Origin of the sequence: Qaidamihabitans albus (assembly GCF_016464705.1) — a bacterium.
Classification (GTDB): Bacteria; Actinomycetota; Actinomycetes; order Mycobacteriales; family Pseudonocardiaceae; genus Qaidamihabitans; species Qaidamihabitans albus.
Map to the genome: position 1 here is coordinate 67,254 of NZ_JAEHOB010000018.1, position 15,773 is coordinate 83,026.

18 protein-coding genes and 2 pseudogenes are annotated in these 15,773 nt (G+C 71.1%); 7 read left to right on the forward strand and 13 right to left on the reverse strand.

Translation table 11 applies throughout. From position 1 onward, the window contains the following. Nucleotides 1-19 precede the first annotated feature (19 nt). The 3 genes from JAP66_RS26965 to JAP66_RS26975 are packed head-to-tail and all read right to left on the reverse strand — an operon-like array spanning nt 20 to nt 2,628. Nucleotides 20-430, reverse strand: coding sequence for a DUF302 domain-containing protein (locus JAP66_RS26965; protein WP_199434658.1), 411 nt, complete (start codon nt 428-430; stop codon nt 20-22). 3 nt (nt 431-433) lie between these two features. Continuing rightward, nucleotides 434-1,831: an MBL fold metallo-hydrolase gene (locus tag JAP66_RS26970; protein ID WP_199434659.1), complete on the reverse strand. Its 1,398-nt coding sequence runs from the start codon at nt 1,829-1,831 to the stop codon at nt 434-436. Nucleotides 1,832-1,848: 17 nt separating this feature from the next. Next, a complete protein-coding gene (locus JAP66_RS26975; protein WP_199434660.1) occupies nt 1,849-2,628 on the reverse strand; it encodes a sulfite exporter TauE/SafE family protein in 780 nt (259 codons plus the stop codon). A 149-nt stretch (nt 2,629-2,777) separates the two neighbouring features. Here JAP66_RS26975 and JAP66_RS26980 point away from each other — a divergent pair, with 149 nt between their 5' ends. Then, nucleotides 2,778-3,113 carry an ArsR/SmtB family transcription factor gene (locus JAP66_RS26980; protein ID WP_199434661.1) on the forward strand — a complete coding sequence of 112 codons (336 nt, stop codon included), beginning with the start codon at nt 2,778-2,780 and terminating at the stop codon, nt 3,111-3,113. A 7-nt stretch (nt 3,114-3,120) separates the two neighbouring features. Here JAP66_RS26980 and JAP66_RS26985 read toward each other — a convergent pair whose 3' ends face one another. Both JAP66_RS26985 and JAP66_RS26990 read right to left on the reverse strand, forming a co-directional pair. Beyond that, on the reverse strand, nt 3,121-3,558 hold the full coding sequence (locus JAP66_RS26985; RefSeq protein ID WP_199434662.1) for a universal stress protein: 438 nt from the start codon (nt 3,556-3,558) through the stop codon (nt 3,121-3,123). Beyond that, nucleotides 3,555-3,953 (reverse strand): hypothetical protein, encoded by a 399-nt coding sequence (locus JAP66_RS26990; protein ID WP_199434663.1) that lies wholly within the window; start codon nt 3,951-3,953, stop codon nt 3,555-3,557. Before JAP66_RS26990 ends, JAP66_RS26985 begins: the two co-directional genes overlap by 4 nt. A gap of 214 nt (nt 3,954-4,167) precedes the next feature. On the opposite strand from JAP66_RS26990, the gene JAP66_RS26995 reads away from it, so the two are divergent. Then, nucleotides 4,168-4,932 carry a tyrosine-protein phosphatase gene (locus tag JAP66_RS26995; RefSeq protein ID WP_199434664.1) on the forward strand — a complete coding sequence of 255 codons (765 nt, stop codon included), beginning with the start codon at nt 4,168-4,170 and terminating at the stop codon, nt 4,930-4,932. 5 nt (nt 4,933-4,937) lie between these two features. On the opposite strand, the gene JAP66_RS27000 is transcribed toward JAP66_RS26995, so the two are convergent. Beyond that, nucleotides 4,938-5,498, reverse strand: coding sequence for an LLM class flavin-dependent oxidoreductase (locus JAP66_RS27000; protein ID WP_307849734.1), 561 nt, complete (start codon nt 5,496-5,498; stop codon nt 4,938-4,940). Between the two features lie 40 nt (nt 5,499-5,538). Continuing rightward, nucleotides 5,539-5,727: pseudogene (locus JAP66_RS27005) on the reverse strand (nuclear transport factor 2 family protein); the annotation flags it as partial. Between the two features lie 232 nt (nt 5,728-5,959). Between JAP66_RS27005 and JAP66_RS27010 the strand changes: the two are divergent. Further along, nucleotides 5,960-6,465 (forward strand): annotated as a pseudogene (locus tag JAP66_RS27010) (MarR family winged helix-turn-helix transcriptional regulator). A 296-nt stretch (nt 6,466-6,761) separates the two neighbouring features. On the opposite strand, the gene JAP66_RS27015 reads toward JAP66_RS27010, so the two are convergent. Continuing rightward, nucleotides 6,762-7,997, reverse strand: coding sequence for an MFS transporter (locus JAP66_RS27015; protein WP_199434665.1), 1,236 nt, complete (start codon nt 7,995-7,997; stop codon nt 6,762-6,764). 75 nt (nt 7,998-8,072) lie between these two features. Between JAP66_RS27015 and JAP66_RS27020 the strand changes: the two genes are divergently transcribed. After that, the gene (locus tag JAP66_RS27020; protein WP_199434666.1) at nt 8,073-8,621 is read left to right on the forward strand and encodes an ArsR/SmtB family transcription factor; all 549 of its coding nucleotides are present in this window, start codon (nt 8,073-8,075) and stop codon (nt 8,619-8,621) included. A gap of 103 nt (nt 8,622-8,724) precedes the next feature. Then, nucleotides 8,725-9,723 carry a c-type cytochrome biogenesis protein CcsB gene (ccsB, locus tag JAP66_RS27025; protein ID WP_199434667.1) on the forward strand — a complete coding sequence of 333 codons (999 nt, stop codon included), beginning with the start codon at nt 8,725-8,727 and terminating at the stop codon, nt 9,721-9,723. 13 nt (nt 9,724-9,736) lie between these two features. Here ccsB and JAP66_RS27030 read toward each other — a convergent pair whose 3' ends face one another. Together JAP66_RS27030 and JAP66_RS27035 are read right to left on the reverse strand one after the other, a co-directional pair. After that, nucleotides 9,737-10,246 carry a GNAT family N-acetyltransferase gene (locus tag JAP66_RS27030; protein WP_199434668.1) on the reverse strand — a complete coding sequence of 170 codons (510 nt, stop codon included), beginning with the start codon at nt 10,244-10,246 and terminating at the stop codon, nt 9,737-9,739. Nucleotides 10,247-10,346: 100 nt separating this feature from the next. Further along, nucleotides 10,347-11,030 (reverse strand): TetR/AcrR family transcriptional regulator, encoded by a 684-nt coding sequence (locus tag JAP66_RS27035; protein ID WP_199434669.1) that lies wholly within the window; start codon nt 11,028-11,030, stop codon nt 10,347-10,349. A gap of 175 nt (nt 11,031-11,205) precedes the next feature. Between JAP66_RS27035 and JAP66_RS27040 the strand changes: the two genes are divergently transcribed. Next, nucleotides 11,206-12,117 carry an AurF N-oxygenase family protein gene (locus JAP66_RS27040; protein WP_199434670.1) on the forward strand — a complete coding sequence of 304 codons (912 nt, stop codon included), beginning with the start codon at nt 11,206-11,208 and terminating at the stop codon, nt 12,115-12,117. 40 nt (nt 12,118-12,157) lie between these two features. Next, the gene (locus tag JAP66_RS27045; RefSeq protein WP_199434671.1) at nt 12,158-13,789 is read left to right on the forward strand and encodes an FAD-dependent oxidoreductase; all 1,632 of its coding nucleotides are present in this window, start codon (nt 12,158-12,160) and stop codon (nt 13,787-13,789) included. 13 nt (nt 13,790-13,802) lie between these two features. Here JAP66_RS27045 and JAP66_RS27050 read toward each other — a convergent pair whose 3' ends face one another. The 3 genes from JAP66_RS27050 to JAP66_RS27060 form a co-directional block, all read right to left on the reverse strand. After that, nucleotides 13,803-14,756 (reverse strand): acyl-CoA desaturase, encoded by a 954-nt coding sequence (locus JAP66_RS27050; RefSeq protein ID WP_199434672.1) that lies wholly within the window; start codon nt 14,754-14,756, stop codon nt 13,803-13,805. A gap of 168 nt (nt 14,757-14,924) precedes the next feature. Further along, on the reverse strand, nt 14,925-15,125 hold the full coding sequence (locus JAP66_RS27055; protein WP_199434673.1) for a cold-shock protein: 201 nt from the start codon (nt 15,123-15,125) through the stop codon (nt 14,925-14,927). Between the two features lie 236 nt (nt 15,126-15,361). Next, nucleotides 15,362-15,739, reverse strand: coding sequence for a lipopolysaccharide assembly protein LapA domain-containing protein (locus JAP66_RS27060; RefSeq protein ID WP_307849735.1), 378 nt, complete (start codon nt 15,737-15,739; stop codon nt 15,362-15,364). Nucleotides 15,740-15,773 lie beyond the last annotated feature (34 nt).

The following is a 15,773-nucleotide window of genomic DNA, read 5'->3' on the forward strand; positions in this document are numbered from 1 at the left end:
TTCTAACTCGTGTACGCACTCACGACCGGTGACCAGGCACGGATCCGGTCAGCGTGTCCAGCGCGGCCTGGATCCGCCGGCCCGCCTCCTCGGCGACCGGCGTGAGCTCGTCGAGGCCGGGGACCTCGACCATGACGCGCGGCTCCAGTGCCTGCACCACCGTCTCCCCGTCCGCGCGGCGGACGACGACGTTGCACGGCAGCAGCAGGCCGATCTCGCGCTCGACGCCGAGCGCCCGGTGCGCCAGCCCCGGGTTGCACATGCCGAGGATCACGTAGGGTTCCATGTCCTCGCCGAGCTTGTTCTTGAGCGTGGCCTTGACGTCGATCTCGGTCAGCGACCCGAAGCCCTGCTCCTGGAAGGCGTCCTTGACCTGTCGCACCGTGTCCTCGTAGGGCAGGTCGAGGGTGATCGTGCGGGCGTACTCCATGTTTCATCCCTTCTCGACCGGCAGGCCCGCCCGCGTCCATGCGGTCATGCCGCCGGTGACGTTGCTGATGTCGGGCAGGCCGTGCCGCGCGAGCAGGCTCGCCGCCACGGACGAGCGGTAGCCGCTGCCGCACATGACGGCGATCGGTGTGCCCGCGGGCAGTTCGCCGATCCGGTCCGGCAGCTCGGCACCGGTGATGTGGGTGGCACCGGGCACGTGGCCCGCGTGCCACTCACCGGGCTGGCGGACGTCGAGGAGCGTGACCTCAGCCTGCTCCCTGCGCCGCCGAAGCTGATCGACCGTGATCTGCGGGGCGCCGGCGACGGGCTCCGCGGCCGTGCGCCACGCGGTGAACCCGCCGCGCAGCCAGCCAAGCGGGGGTGGATAGCCGATCCGCAGCAGTTGCCAGGTGACGTCCCACAGGTCCGCGGGGTCGTCGAGCACGAGCAGCACGCGCGCCTCTTCCGGAAGCACCGTGCCCGCCCAGGTCGCGAACGCGTTGCCCAGACCCACGTTCAGCGCCCCGGGCACGTGGGCGCCGCCGAAGGCCTCCGGGGAACGGGTGTCGAGCACGACCGCGCCCGCCTCGCGGTGCCGCTCGAAATCCGTGACGTCCAGAGCGGGCGGCTCGGCGAGGAGACCGAGCGGAGCGACCCCGGCCATGTTCTGCGACCGCATTCGCCGCCAGTACGGCGGCACCGCGGGCAGGTTGTCCAGGCGCAGGCATTCGCGGACGAACCCGTCGGTGGAGTCGACCTCGGCGAGGACGGCGTTCGTCCGCCGCTCGTAGCCCACGGTCGTGGACAGCCGGGAGCCGATGTTGCCGCCGCACAGCGACCCGGCCACGTGAGTGGGGTACACCTGCACGTGGTCGGGCAGCGACAGCAGCTTGGTCTGGATGGTCTCGCAGAACATCCGGGCGGCCTGCCGTGCCTGCTCCTCGCCGCCGAGCAGGTCAGGTCGCGCGAGGTCGCCGACGAGAAGAGCGCCGCCGGAGAGCAGCAGGGCGGGCACGTCGGCGCTCGTGGCGCGGTCGTACACGAGCAGGCTGATGTGCTCGGGGGTGTGGCCCGGCGTGTGCAGCACCTCGATACCGACGTCGCCGAACTCGACGACCTGCCCGTCGCGCAGCGGCTGGTGGGAGTACCCGAGCTCGCCCGCGGCCGAGCCCCACACCCGCGCCCCGGAGCGTTCGGTGAGCTCCGTCAGCCCCGAGAGGTAGTCGTTGTGCCCGTGGGAGTCCGCGGCATGGGCGATCCGCAGGCCGTTGTCCCTGGCCGCGCCGAGATAGGCATCGACGTCCCGGCGCGGGTCGAACACCAGCGCCTGCCCGGTCCGCTCGTCGCCGATAAGGTACGAGGCGTGCCCGAGGGACGGCAGATAGAACTGTTGGAAGAACAAGGAAAACCACCTTTCGACTACACCGGCGCGGCGTTCAGGGCCGTCTGCGTGCCGACCAGCGCTGCCACGCCGAACACCAGCACCGCGAAACCGCGCCGCAAGGCCGCCGCCGGCAGCCGGCCCGCGAACCTGCCCGCCAGCAGCGAAGCGATCAATGCCGCCACGGCGAACGTGCCCGCGACCGCGAGGTCCAGCCGTACCTGGCCGGCATGGGCGGCGAGGCCCGCCAGCGAGTTGATCACGAGGATGACCAGCGAGGTGGCCACGGCCACCGGCATCGTCAGCCCGAGCAGCCACACCAGCGCGGGTACCACGACGAACCCGCCGCCCACTCCCAGCAGCCCGGTCAGGAAGCCTGCACCGGCACCGGTTGCCAGTGCCTTCGGCAGGCAGGACCGCCAGTTCACCGCCCCGTCCACCATGGCGCACGCTCCGCCGCGCGGTTCCGGCGAGCGCAGCATCCGGACGCCGACCACCACCAGCACCACGGCGAACGCGCCAAGGACCAACCGCGGCGGCAGTGCCCGGTTCACCGCCGCCCCGGCGAAGGCCACGATCGTTCCCGCCGCTCCGAACACCGCGGCGACCCGCCAGCGGACCTCGCCCCGGCGCAACCGGGGCAACAGCGCGGCCGCCGAGGACAACGCGACCACGAGCAGGGAGGCCGGAACCGCCTGGCTCACCGGCAGGCCGAGTCCGTAGACGAACGCGGGCAGCGCGAGCACCGAACCCCCGCCGCCGACCAGGCCGAGCGCGACACCCGTGGCCAGCCCCGACAGCACGGCGAGTACGAGCATCAGCGCACCTGCACCGTGCCGGCGCAGCCACAAGCACACATCCGCGGGTCATCCTTCCTGCCGGCCCGTCACCGGCCGAGTTGCCACCGGCCCGTTACTCTAAACCATACTCATTCACAACCAAACAGTTGTTCACTATGATAGGCACCATGCCCGACGTTCCCCATCCGTTGCCGGAGCCGCTCGTGGAGCTGATCGCCCACCAGTTCCGCGTTCTCGGCGAACCGACCCGCATCCGGCTCCTCGAACGCCTGCGGGACGGTCCCGCCGGGGTCGGCGAGCTCGCCACCGCGCTCGGCACGTCGCAGCAGAACGTGTCCAAGCATCTCGGTGTGCTGTACCAGGCCGGCCTGCTCACCCGGGACAAACACGGCACGGCCGTGCACTACGCCATCGGTGACGACACGGTGTTCCAGCTGTGCGACCTGGTCTGCGGCCGCCTCCGCGAGCAGCACACCGAGCTGGCCGCGGCCCTGCGGGCCTGACCGGCGGTCAGGCCGGTGGCACCAGGACGACCGGGACCGTCGCGTGCCGGGCACATCCCGCGCTGACCGACCCGACGAAGAACTTGCGCAGCCGCTCGCCGCCGTGACTCGCCAGGACCAGCAGCGCCGCTCCCTCGGCGGCCTCGACGAGCCCCGCCGTGGGCGTGCTCTCGATCAGGCGGGGCAGGATCTGCGGCAAGCCGGTCCGGCCGTCGATCACCTTCGCCACCGACCGGGTCAGCTGCTGCTGATGCGTCTCCCGCGCCTCCGCCGGGGACGTGCCCGCGATGTCCCGCGCCGGGTCCACCGACCACACGGTCACCGCGTGCACGGCGCAGCCACGCAGCTGTGCCTCCTCGATCGCCCACTCCAGCGCCCGCAGGGATGCGTCGGTTCCGTCCACCCCCACGACGACCGGCCGATTCTCCCGTCCGGCGGTGCTCATCTCGGCTCACCTCCACTCATCCGCCTGGCCCGCATCCAGCTCCCGCACGTCGCCGCCAGCCGCCGTCCGCGGATCGCCGCGGCGCGGTTCTCCAGCCCGATCGGCAATGTCGGCCACCGGTCGGGATCGGCGTCGACGACCACGACGGGCACCCGGGCGCGGACCGCGCACACGGTGCCGAACTCGCGCGCGGTCAGCACCTCGTCGGCCGACCGGACGTCCACCATCAGGTCGACGCCGGCGACCAGGTCGAGCGGGCAGCGCGAACCCGGCGCCAGCGCCTTGCACAGCCCGATCTCCGTATGGCAGGTGCTGACCTCGCAGCCGAACTCCCTCAGTTCCCGCGCGGTCGCGGCGGCGTCGCCGAACCGCGCCTCGGTCACCAGTACGTGCATCGCGCACCTTCTTTCGTCTCCTACCGTGAACGGTGACCTGAAGGGCACGCATCCGGTAGGGACGAAGTTCCCCGATCGGCGGGGACCTCCCGCTCCCGGGGTGCCGGTCGTGAGTGCGTAACAGTGTTCTAACTCGCGTGCGCACTCACGAGAGGTGACCAGGCACAACGCCGCACCTGCATGGGGCCAGGGACAGCCCTGCGACACTGGCCCGGTGCTGTGGCATGAGCTGGACGGCGCCGTCAACGTCCGCGATGTCGGGGACATCCCGACCGTGGACGGCGGGAGGACCGCACGGGGGCGGCTGCTGCGCGCGGACAACCTGCAGGACCTCTCCCCCGCCGACGTCACCTACCTGCTGGAGACCGTCCGGCTGCGGACCGTCGTCGACCTGCGCACGGCCGCGGAGGTGCGCGCGGCGGGGCCGACGCCGCTGGCCGGGATCGGCGAGGTCGCGCACGTGCACCACTCGCTGGTTCCGGAGGACGCCTGGAACATCGCCGCCGAGGCGCTGGCGCTGCGGCGCAGGCGGGAGGCCGACCGCTACCCGGGCGATGCCGCGTGCGCGAACTACCTCGGCTATCTGGAGGAGCGGCCGGGGAGCGTCACGGGAGCCCTGCGCGCGATCGCCCGGTCCCCCGGCGCCGTGCTCGTGCACTGCGCCGGGGGCAAGGACCGCACGGGCGTCATCGTCGCGTTCGCGCTGAGCGTGGCCGGCGCCCGCCGCGAGGACGTCGTCCGCGACTACGCCGCCACCGCCGAGCGCATCACGGCGATCCTCGACCGGTTGCGCGCCTCGGCCACCTACGCCGCGGACGTCGACCGCGTGCCCGAGCGCGAACATCTGCCCAGGGCGGAGACGATGGCCGAGTTCCTGGACCAGCTAGACAGGCGCCACGGCGGCGTGTCCGGCTGGCTCTCGCGGCACGGCTTCACCGCCGCGGAGATCACCGCGCTGCGGCGCAAGCTCCGGTCGTGAGCGGCCTACCGCAGCTCGCCCGCCGCCGCGGCGAGCGTGGCCACTTTCTTCTCGTCCCACGGCCCCGCGGTGATCGCGACGACGTGGTCGGCCCCGAGCTCCGCGAGCTCGCGGCACCGCCGCACGAAGTCGTCCTTCGAGTCGCCGTCGTCCAGCCTGGTGCTCACGGTCTTGTCGATGCCGGCGAAGTCGCGGCCCTCGTCGGCGCAGTGCTCGGCCAGCACGTTGAGCTTGTGCCGCAGCATCTTTCCGCCGTCGGGAACGTCGAAGAGATTGCACGCGTCGCCGTAGCGTGCCACCAGCCGCAGCGTCTCGTCGAGCCGCTCGAACCGCTCGGCGACCGGGGGCAGGGGCACGTCCATCGCCCGGGACTCCTGCTCGCTGTAGCCGCTGCCGACCCCCAGCCACGCCCGGCCGCCGGAGAGGACGTCGAGTGTGGTGATCGCCTTGACCAGCACCGCGGGCGGCCGGTACGTCACCATCGTGCCGAGCCGCACGCGCTCGGTGCGCGCGGCGAGGAAGCCGAGCGTCGTGGCGGCTTCGAGCATCTCGGCCGGCCCGGCCACGAGTAGTTGGTGATGCTGAGACTGATGCGCACGGCGGGGCTCACCCTTCGGCCATCGACGACAGTTGCACGTTGACGATCCGCCAGCCCTGCTCCTGCCGCACCGCCACGAGGGTCATCCGGAAGCGGCCGGGAAACGGGTTGCCCTGGTAGGCGGCGGTCTGCTCCTGCACCCCGTTGACCACGGCGACCGGACCGTACGAGCGCACCGTGGTGTCGCTGATCCGGAAGTCCTCGTTGACGAGGTTGCCCGACTCGTAGCGCTGGAGCCACTGCGCCTTTGTCGATCTGGAAGCCGTGCGGGCCGATCCCGGCGAAGTCGTCGGCCAGCATCGACCGCAGTGCCGTGGCGTCTCCCTTCAGTTCGGCGATGGCCCAGTCCTGCAGGAAGGACTGGATCTCCGCGCTGTATCCGGTTCCGGCATCGCACACCACTCCTTCGATTAGGTTACGAACGGTTAGATGCCTATCGGTTATGCCACGCTCGATGCCGTGCCAGGACCACCCAGCAAGCCACCCATCGGCATCACGCTCTCCGCCGCCGCCAAGGCGATCGGCCGCGCCTTCGACGACGCGCTGCACGCCGTCGGCGGCTCCCGGCCGACCTGGCTCGTCCTGCTCACCCTCAAGACCCGCTCGGTGGCCAACCAGCGCGAGCTCGCGGCGGCCATGGGCATCCAGGGGCCACGCTGACCCACCACCTCGGCGTGATGGAGGCCGAGGGCCTGCTCACCCGCCGCCGCGATCCGGCCAACCGCAGGGTCCACCTCGTCGAGCTCACCGACGACGGCGAGGCCGCCTTCCACCGGATGCGCGGCGCCGCGCAGGAGTTCGACCGCACGCTGCGGGCCGGCATCGACGCCGACGAGATCGCGCTCCTGGAGCGCCTGCTCGACCGGATGCGGGCCAATGTCGCGGGACCGGCCGGGACACCAGCGGAGCCCACGAATCCGTCCACACGCGACTGATTCGGGTACATCGCGTCCCGGAAAGGTTCCCACGCCCCGCGTGATTCCCGGCTCATGACCTGGTGACCCGACCCGGCCGAGCCTTGAGGTACCAAACCAGCCGGGAACGAGAGGGTAGCCATGAACGAGCTCGTCAGCGCATGGCGGCGTAGGTGTAGGCCACTTCAGTTCGAGGTCCCGACCGTGTCCGGGGTGATGTTCTCCCGGCCGCGCACCTGCCGCGGCCAAACCGCAAACGCCGCGCCGTCAACGCTCGACGGCGTGCTCATCGTGTTCAGTGACGGACCGCGGTGGCCTCAGTCGCGCTCGGCCGCGTCCATGGCGTCGTCGGTCACCGTCCGCATTCCGGCGAGCATGGCCAGCGTCAGCAGCCCCATGACGGCGAACACGACGCGGAGCCCGAGCACCTCCGCCAGCACCCCGCCCGCGGCGGCACCGAGTGGCCTGCTTCCCCATGCGATCAGCCGGTAGCCGCTGTTGAGCCGGCCGAGCAGCCGGTCGGGGGTGATCCGCTGCCGCAGCGACACGGCGACGACGTTCCAGATCACGATGCCGACGCCTCCGGCGAAGAAGGCGGCACCGATCGCGAAGGGATCCGCGGTCAGGGCCGGGACACCGACCGTCAGCGCGCCGCCGACGACCCCGAGCACCAGGGAACGGGCCCGGCCGAGCGCCCGCTCGATCCGCTCGGCGACGAACGAGCCGAGCAGGCTTCCGGCGGCGATGGCGGCCAGCAGCAGCCCGAAGGCCTGTTCGGACAGCCCCATGGCGGAGGCGGGGCCGACCGCGTAGAGAACGAAGACGGCGAACGTCGCGTTCGTGGCGAAGTTGAATCCCCCGGTCATCACGGCGAGCGTGCGCAGCAGCCGGTGACGCCACAGGAAGCGCAGGCCTTCCACGATGTCGGCGCGCAAGGTCGTGGCCGGTTCGCGGGCGGTCCGGAACGGACCGCGCACCAGCAGCAGCGCCGCGGCCGCCACCGCCCACAGTGCCGCCGGTGCCGCGAAGGCGACGGTCGCGCCGGCCGCCACCAGGAAGCCCGCCAGTGGTGGGCCGGCGAACTCGTTGGCGGTCAGCTCGGCCGCGTAGAGGCGCCCGTTGGCACGCGAGAGCTGATCCCGTCGCACGACCTGCGGCAGGATCGACTGCGCCGAGGTGTCGTAGACGGTCTCCGCGACACCGATGCCGACCGCGACGGCGTAGAGCAGCCAGATCGATCCGGCGTCGAGCAGGACGGCGAGCGCCAGCCCGGCGAGCAGCAGCACGCGGGCGCCGTTGGCCCCCAGCATGGCCCCGCGGCGGTCGAGCCGGTCGGCCAGCGCCCCCGCGGGCAGTGCGAAGAACAGCCACGGAAGCGTCACCGCGAACACCAGCCCGGCGATCAGCGCCGGAGACCGCGTGAACTGGACGGCCACCAGCGGCAGGCCGACCTTGACGACCCCGTCGGCCAGGTTGGACAGGCCGGAGGAGGCCCAGAGCCGCCAGTAGGCGCCGCCCAGCGGGGGTCGGGCGGTTGTCGGTTCGTGTGCCATCAATGGAGAATCGCACATCGATGGAGAAAACTCCATCGATGATGCGGACGTCTATCGATGGACTATCCTGCGGTCATGAGCGAGCAGCCCGGTGAAGCCGCCCGCCCCGTACGGGAGCGGCGGGAGGCGACGGTGCGGGAGGCCAAGGCCCTGGCACATCCGCTCCGCCTGCGCATCCTGCGTCTGTGCGGGCACCGGGAACTCACGAACAAGGAACTGGCCGACCGGCTCGGCCGCGACCCGGGAACGGTGCTGTACCACGTACGTCAGCTTGTCGATGCCGGCCTGCTGGAGCAGGCACCGGTGCGTACCGGCGACAGCGGCGCTCTGGAGAAGCCCTACCGGGCCGATCGCCGGTCGTGGTGGCTGGACAACCCGCTGGGTGAACTGGACGCCGATGCCGCCTTCGCGCCCATCGAGGCGTTCCACGACGAGTTGCGCGAGGCGGGTCCGAGCTCCGTGCGGAGATACGAGCGGTTCGCCCTGCATCTCTCCCCCGAGGAAGTCGTGGAACTGGACCTGCGGATCCACGCGATCCTCGACGAGTACGTCAGAACCGACCACGAGCGCCTCGACCGGCCGCTGCACGGGGGCATGTTCATCGTGCACCGGCTCGCCGACTGACACCCGCCGATCGCTGAGAACGACGGCCGACAGTAGTAACTACCACTCGTAGTACTACGATACGTCGCGCTAGGTCTCGTGATCCGCGTCGGAGGTGTCCCGCGTGCCCATCGATCCCGGCCCGGCGCTGCTCAGCGACTGGTCGTTCATCAGCGCCTACGGCATTTACATGCTGGCCGCCCTGCTGGCCGCGGTCGAGTACGCGCTCGGGCGCTATCCGATCCGGCGCAGCGCCCCCGTCCCCCAGCTGGTCGCGCCGGGTGCCGCGGCTACGGCCCAGAACACCGAGAACGGGCACCCGGGGTTTCGCGGCCGCACGCTGCCGGACAGGTGCGGCCGGCTCGCTGTGTCACTGACGGTGCTCGGCGCCGTGCTGCACTTCGCGTCGGTGGTCCTGCGCGGGCTGGCGGCGTCGAGGGTGCCGTGGGGCAACATGTACGAGTACATCTCGATGGTGGGCTTGGCGGCCGTCGTCGGCTGGCTATACATGCTGCGCAGGCATCCGGTGCGCAACGCCGCCGTGTTCGTGCTGCTGCCCATCGCCATGCTGCTGTTCGTCGCCGGGAACCTGCTCTACACCCAGGCGGCGCCGGTGCAGCCGAGCCTGCGGTCCTACTGGATCGTCGTCCATGTCGCCGCCGCGATCATGGCCAGCGGCGTGTTCCTGGTCTCCGGCATCGCCAGCGGCCTGCACCTGCTCAGCACGAGGCACGCCGAGTTATCGGCTCCGGCTGACGGGCACGCCGGGGCCGAGGCCCCGGCCCCGGTGCGGCGGAGCCGCCTGCCCTCGCCGGAGCTCCTGGACAGGCTGGCCTACCGGACCGGGGTTTTCGGCTTCGTCACGATGACCTTCGCGATCATCACCGGCGCCGTCTGGGCCGAGGCGGCCTGGGGCCGCTACTGGGGCTGGGACCCGAAGGAGACCGCGGCGTTCGTCTCCTGGGTCTGCTACGCCGCCTACCTGCATGCCCGGGCGACGTCGGGCTGGCGGAAGCGCCGCGCCGCCTGGGTGAATATCGTCGGGCTGGCAGCGGTCCTGTTCAACCTGTTCTTCATCAACCTGGTGGTTTCGGGGCTGCACTCCTACGCCGGACTGGACTGACCGCGTCCGCGCCTCAACCGGCCTGGTCGGCGGCGACTCGCTTCACGTAGCGGTGCGCGGCGACGTCGACCGGCCCGGTGGCGCTCGATGCCCGGTAGTCGAAGAGCCCCTCGTCGGTCCATCCGTTCCGCCGGTAGAACCTGCGGGCTCGTTCGTTGCCAGCGACGACGGCGAGCCATGCCTGCCCGTGCCCCTTCGCCGCGACGAGGCGTTCCGCCTCGGCGAGCAGGGCGGCCGCCACACCGGTCCCGCGGTGCCGGGCCGAGACGTAGACCTGTTCCACCTCGTCGGTCACCACCATCACGAATCCGGCCACGGCCCCGCCGGCGACCGCCACCACCGTGTCGTCCACCCGTTGCGCCGCCCGCGACGCGAACGACTCCGGCGTCCGCACGGCGAGCAACTCGTCGGAGACGTGGCCGAGATGGCCGTCCCGCCATCCGTCGTGCCAGATCGTGGCGACCTCGCTCGCGTCGGCCGGGCGCGCGGGGCGCAGCGTCACGTTCTGATCGTCGGCCGGCATGCCGCCGAGGATAGCGTGCCGGCAGAGGCTCGTGAGTGCGGACACGAGTTAGAACTCGTGTCCCCACTCACGAGCGGTGACCAGGCGACGGCAACTGGCCTTACAGCGGGAACGGCTGGTCGGGGTCGACGCTGACACCTGCGGAGCGCAGGACGTGATCGAGGGTCCCCCAGACCCAGCTGGCGAGGTAGTCGGCGAGCTCCTCCTCGGTCAGCGAACCGGGCTCGCTCAGCCACCGGCCGGTCGCGGACTCCACGAAACCGACCAGCCCGAAGGCGATCGGCTCCGCGATGCGCCGATCCAGGTCGAAGGCCGCGAGGTAGCCGCCCAGCAGGGCGCTGAGCTGCGTACCGAGGGTCGTCTTGATGTCGGCGACGACGTCCTGACGCCCCCCGGCTCCGGCGATCGCCCGCTGGGTGACGTACCGGTACAGGTTCGCGTGCTCGGCGAGCCAGCGTACGAGCGTGCGCACGGCCTGGTCGATCATCCGCGCCGGCGCGCCGCCGGGCCTGCTCAGCAGGGGCGCCATCTCCGCGACGATGAGCTCCGCGGCCCGCCGGCCGACCGCGCGATGCAGCTCCTCCGCGTCCCGGAAGTGCCGGTAGAGCTGGGGGCGGGCGACTCCCGCGCGGGCCGCGATCTGCTCGGTGGACACGGCAGGCCCGTACTCGCCGATGGCGGCGATGGCCGCCTCCACGAACTCGGCCCGCCGTTTGGTGCGCTGGCCCGTCCACCGGGCGGCGCGCCTGTCCGGAGGCCTCGTCGTCGAACCTTGATCGGGCACTCCCCCAGCGTACGACCGCCCGGACACCCGCCCGCACACCACTCGCTACCGCCGGTCGCCCGGCCGGGTACGCCGAGTGCTCGAACGTACAGCCGCCCGATCTATGTGATACATTCGTGTAGCTGTTACTTCGAGTAACACCAACGGAGCCGCACCGCACGGAGGTACCGACATCATGACCAGTTCCGCGGCGGATCACCGCCAGCGCACGAGCCCGGACGAGGACGTCTCGCGGCGCCTGCTGGACTCGGCCGCGATGTTGTCCTACGACCCCGCGACCGAGGTCGACTGGGAGGCGCCGCTCCCACCGGAGCTGTACGGCCTCAACCCCGAGTGGAGCACCCTCTACGGGACGCCGCTCTGGGACCAGATGACCGAGGAACAGCGGGTCGCCCTCACCAGGCACGAGGTGTGCTCGATCATGAGCACCGGCATCTGGTTCGAGATGATCCTGCAGCAGATGGTCCTGCGCGACCAGTACGTCAAGGACCCGGCGAACCCGGAGTTCCAGTTCGCGCTGACCGAGATCGCGGACGAGTGCCGGCATTCGATCATGTTCGCCCGGGCGTGCGAGAAGATGGGCGTGCCCGCTTACTTCCCCCGGCGGGGCACCGTCGAGCTCGGCCGCATGTTCAAGACCGTCGCCTCCGCGGAAGTCGCCTACGGTGGCATCCTCGTCGCCGAAGAGGTTCTCGACGTGATGCAGCGGGACTGGATGCGCGGCGAGAAGGTGCTGCCGATCGTGCGGACGACCAGCAAGATCCACGTCGTCGAGGAGTCACGGCACATGAAGTTCGCGCGACAGGAGATCCGCGAGCGGATGGCCGGGGCCGGCGCCGCCCGCAGGCACACGAGCAGCATCGCCGTGGCGGCCGGTGCGTACTTCATCATCAAGAACCTGGTCAACCACGGCGTCTACGCGGCCGTGGGGCTGGACACCGAGCGCGCGCTCGACGAGGTGCGCCGCAACGAGCACCACAAGGCGATGGTGAGGTCCAGCTGCGCGCACCTGATGGACTTCCTCGCCCAGTCCGGGCTGCTGACGAAACCGGCGATCGCCATCTACAAGCGCGTCAACATGCTCTGAGTGCCCGTCCGGCACCCGACCACGAGGACAGGCACGGACCATGGCCTTCGCGATAACCCAGACCTGCTGCAACGACGCGTCGTGCGTGTCGGTCTGCCCGGTCAACTGCATCCACCCGACTCCGGACGACCCGGACTTCGGCAGCACCGACATGCTCTATGTCGATCCGCAGGCCTGTATCGACTGCGGCGCCTGCGCCGACGCGTGCCCGGTGGACGCGATCTTCCCGGTGGACCGGCTGGTGGGGCCGGACAGTGTCTACGCCGACCTCAACCGGCAGTACTACGAGACGCGCCCTGCCGATCACACGTGGGGCGAGCCGCGGTATCCCCGTTCGGTGCCCGGGGACGTGGGCCCGCTCCGGATCGCCATCGTCGGCACGGGTCCGGCGGCGTGCTACACGGCCCAGTCGCTGCTGCGCTCCACCAGCGCGGAGGTGACGATGCTCGACCGGATGCCGGTGCCGGGCGGCCTCGTGCGCTTCGGCGTCGCGCCGGACCATCCCTCGACGAAGAAGGTCGGCGACAGCTTCTCCGCGCTGTACCGGCATCCCCGGCTGACGCTGCATCTCAACGTCGATGTCGGCAGGGACGTGACGCACGAGGAGGTCGCCGCGCACCATCATGCCGTCATCTACGCGGTGGGCGCCGCGAACGACAGGATGCTGGGCATTCCAGGGGAGGACATGGCGGGCAGCATCTCGGCGACGGAGTTCGTCGGCTGGTACAACTCCCACCCCGACATCCCGGCGACCGCGATCGACCTGTCCGCCGAGCGAGTCGCCGTGATCGGCAACGGAAACGTCGCGCTCGACGTCGCGCGCATCCTCGTCACCGGCCCGGATCGGCTGGCCGGGACCGATATCGCCGACCACGCGCTGGCGGCGCTGCGCCGGAGCAGGGTGCGGGAGGTGGTGGTGCTCGGGCGCAGGGGGCCCGAGCACGCCGCCTACACGCGCCCGGAGTTCCTGGCGCTGCACCAGCTGCCCGGAGTGGACGTGGTCGTCGACGACGATCCGGCGGTCGGGGACACGATCGCCGCCGCGGAACCCGGCTCCAAGGCCGCGCTTCTCGACGGGGTGCCCGCCGAGAAGGTGGACTGGGCCGGGCCACCGCCGGAGGGCAGGCGCATCGTGTTCCGCTTCCTGTCCTCCCCGCTCGAGCTCGACGGCGACGGCCGCGTCGAGTCCGTCCGGGTGGACCGCGCCGATGAGGCCGACACGATCGCCGCGGGACTGGTGATCCGGTCGATCGGTTATCGCAGTGTCCCGGTCGCGGGCCTGCCCTTCGACGCGGCGACCGCGACCGTGCCGCACCGGGCCGGGCGGGTGCTCGGCACGGCGGCCGGCGGGCAGGTCGCCGGCACCTACGTGGTGGGGTGGATCAAACGCGGGCCGTCGGGCGGGATCGGCGCCAACCGCACGTGTTCCGCCGAGACGGTCGACAGCGTCCTCGACGACGCCGCGGCCGGCCGCCTGCCCGTTCCGGCCGGCACCGGCAAGGACTTCGCCCGGCTGGTCCGCCGGCGCAAGCCCGACACGCTCGGCCGCCGCGAGATGCTGGCGATCGATCGTGCCGAGCGGCGGCGCGGCCGGGACGCGGGACGGCCCAGGGTCAAGTTCGCCACCGTTGCCGAACTACTGAAGGCGGGACGCCGCCTCGGCGCTCGCTGATACCGGGGTGCGGTCAGCGGCCCGGGTTCAGCTTGCGAGCGAGTCGCTGCGGTTTGGGCCAGCGCACCTGGCTGACCCAGCCGAGCTTCTCGAACAACCAGATGAGCCGGGCGGACATGTCCAGCTGTCCCCGGCGCACGCCGTGCCGGGCACCGGTCGGATCGGCGTGATGGGAGTTGTGCCAGGACTCGCCCATCGACGCGATGGCGAGCGGCCAGAAGTTGGCCGACTTGTCCCGCGCCGCGTACGGGCGGTCACCGATCATGTGGCACAGCGAGTTCACCGACCACGTCACGTGGTGCAGGGCGGCGACCCGGACCAGGCTCGCCCAGAAGAACGCGGTCAGCGCGCCCCACCAGGACATCGTGATGAGCCCGCCGAGCACCGCGGGTGCGAGCAGGGTCAGCGCGCTCAGCACGGGGAACAGGCGGTTGACCCGCTGGATGTCGGTGTCGGCCAGCAGGTCGGGGGCGAAGCGCTTCGCGTTCGTCTGCTCGCGCTGGAACAGCCAGCCCATATGGGCGAACCAGAAGCCCTTGGCCAGCGCGGCCGGTGTGGTCCCGAACCGCCACGGCGAGTGCGGGTCGCCGTCGCGATCGGCGTAGGCGTGGTGCCGGCGATGGTCGGCCACCCAGCCGATCACCGGCCCCTGCATGGCCATGCTGCCGGCCACCGCGAGCGCGATCCGCAATCCGCGCTTCGCCTTGAACGCGCCATGCGTGAAGTAGCGGTGGAAGCCGATCGTCACGCCGAGGCCGGTGAGGAAGTAGAAGCTGACCGCAAGGCCGATGTCGACCCAGCCGAGGCCCCACCCCCACGCGAACGGGACCGCCGCGATCAGTGCCAGCAGCGGCACGATGGCGAACAGCTTGACGAGGAAGGTCTCGGTACCGCTCTTCTCGCCCGACAGCATCGGTTCCGCGTCACCGCGGGGCCGGGTGTCCGGGCGTTCCAGTGTTCTTGTCATAGTCGTTCTCTCTCCGGTAACTGACTCGTCGCCGGGCCTGTCAGTGGAGTGACCCGGTGCGCCGGCGCTAAACCCGGGCCTTCGCCCGATCGGCCGAACGGGGCCGCCAGGGGCTGGAGACGGCGACGCCCCGGCAACGGGTGCCGGGGCGTCGCCGTCACTGACAGGTCAGAGAGCGCGCACGCCGCTGGCCTGCGGGCCCTTGTGCCCCTGGGTCAGCTCGAACTCGACGCGCTGGTCCTCCTCGAGGCTGCGGAAGCCCGAGCCGTCGATCTCGGAGTAGTGCACGAACACGTCGGGGCCGTCCTCGCGGGCGATGAAGCCGAAGCCCTTCTCCGCGTTGAACCACTTAACGGTGCCTTGCGTCATGAAATTTCCTTACAGTTGCTGAATATCTCCGGAGTGGCGGGTCGCCTGGCTCCTCGGCCGGTTCAGACGGCTTCTCCAGCTTGTCCTGCAAGAAAGAAGAGACGCCCGCAACATGGTTCCCTGCGAGCGTGCGAGACACGAACACACAAAACTACGACCATCCCGTATAACCACGGGGACGCGGCCTTCGTTCCCCGGAGGGACGCCATGGTGACGGGCGTCACCACCTCACGCGGTCAGGACCTCGGCTGCGCCTGGCTCGACCGCCGGACCCGGCGCCGTAGCTGGAGGATGCGCGCCACTCCCAGGAGCGCGACCAGCAGCGCCGCGCCGACGGCGGCGAAGAGCAGCGCGACCCCCAGCGGCACCGCCCCGGAGAACCCGAGGAAGCGCACCGTCACCGAAGCCGTGTTCTGCAGAATGAACACGAGCAGGAAGACAAGCAGCAGCGCGCCGATGATCGCACTCGCCCAGATGCCGCTGAGCCGGGTGCGCGTCATCACGTCCCTGTTCCGGTCCTGCTCGGTGGCCCGGTCCTGCTCGGCCGTCTCGGCGGGGCTCTCCCCCTCGGCACGCGACGGGACCGGCGAGTTGTCATCCGATGAAGTACTCACCCGCACATCATCCCCCCGCGCGGGCCTGCTCGCC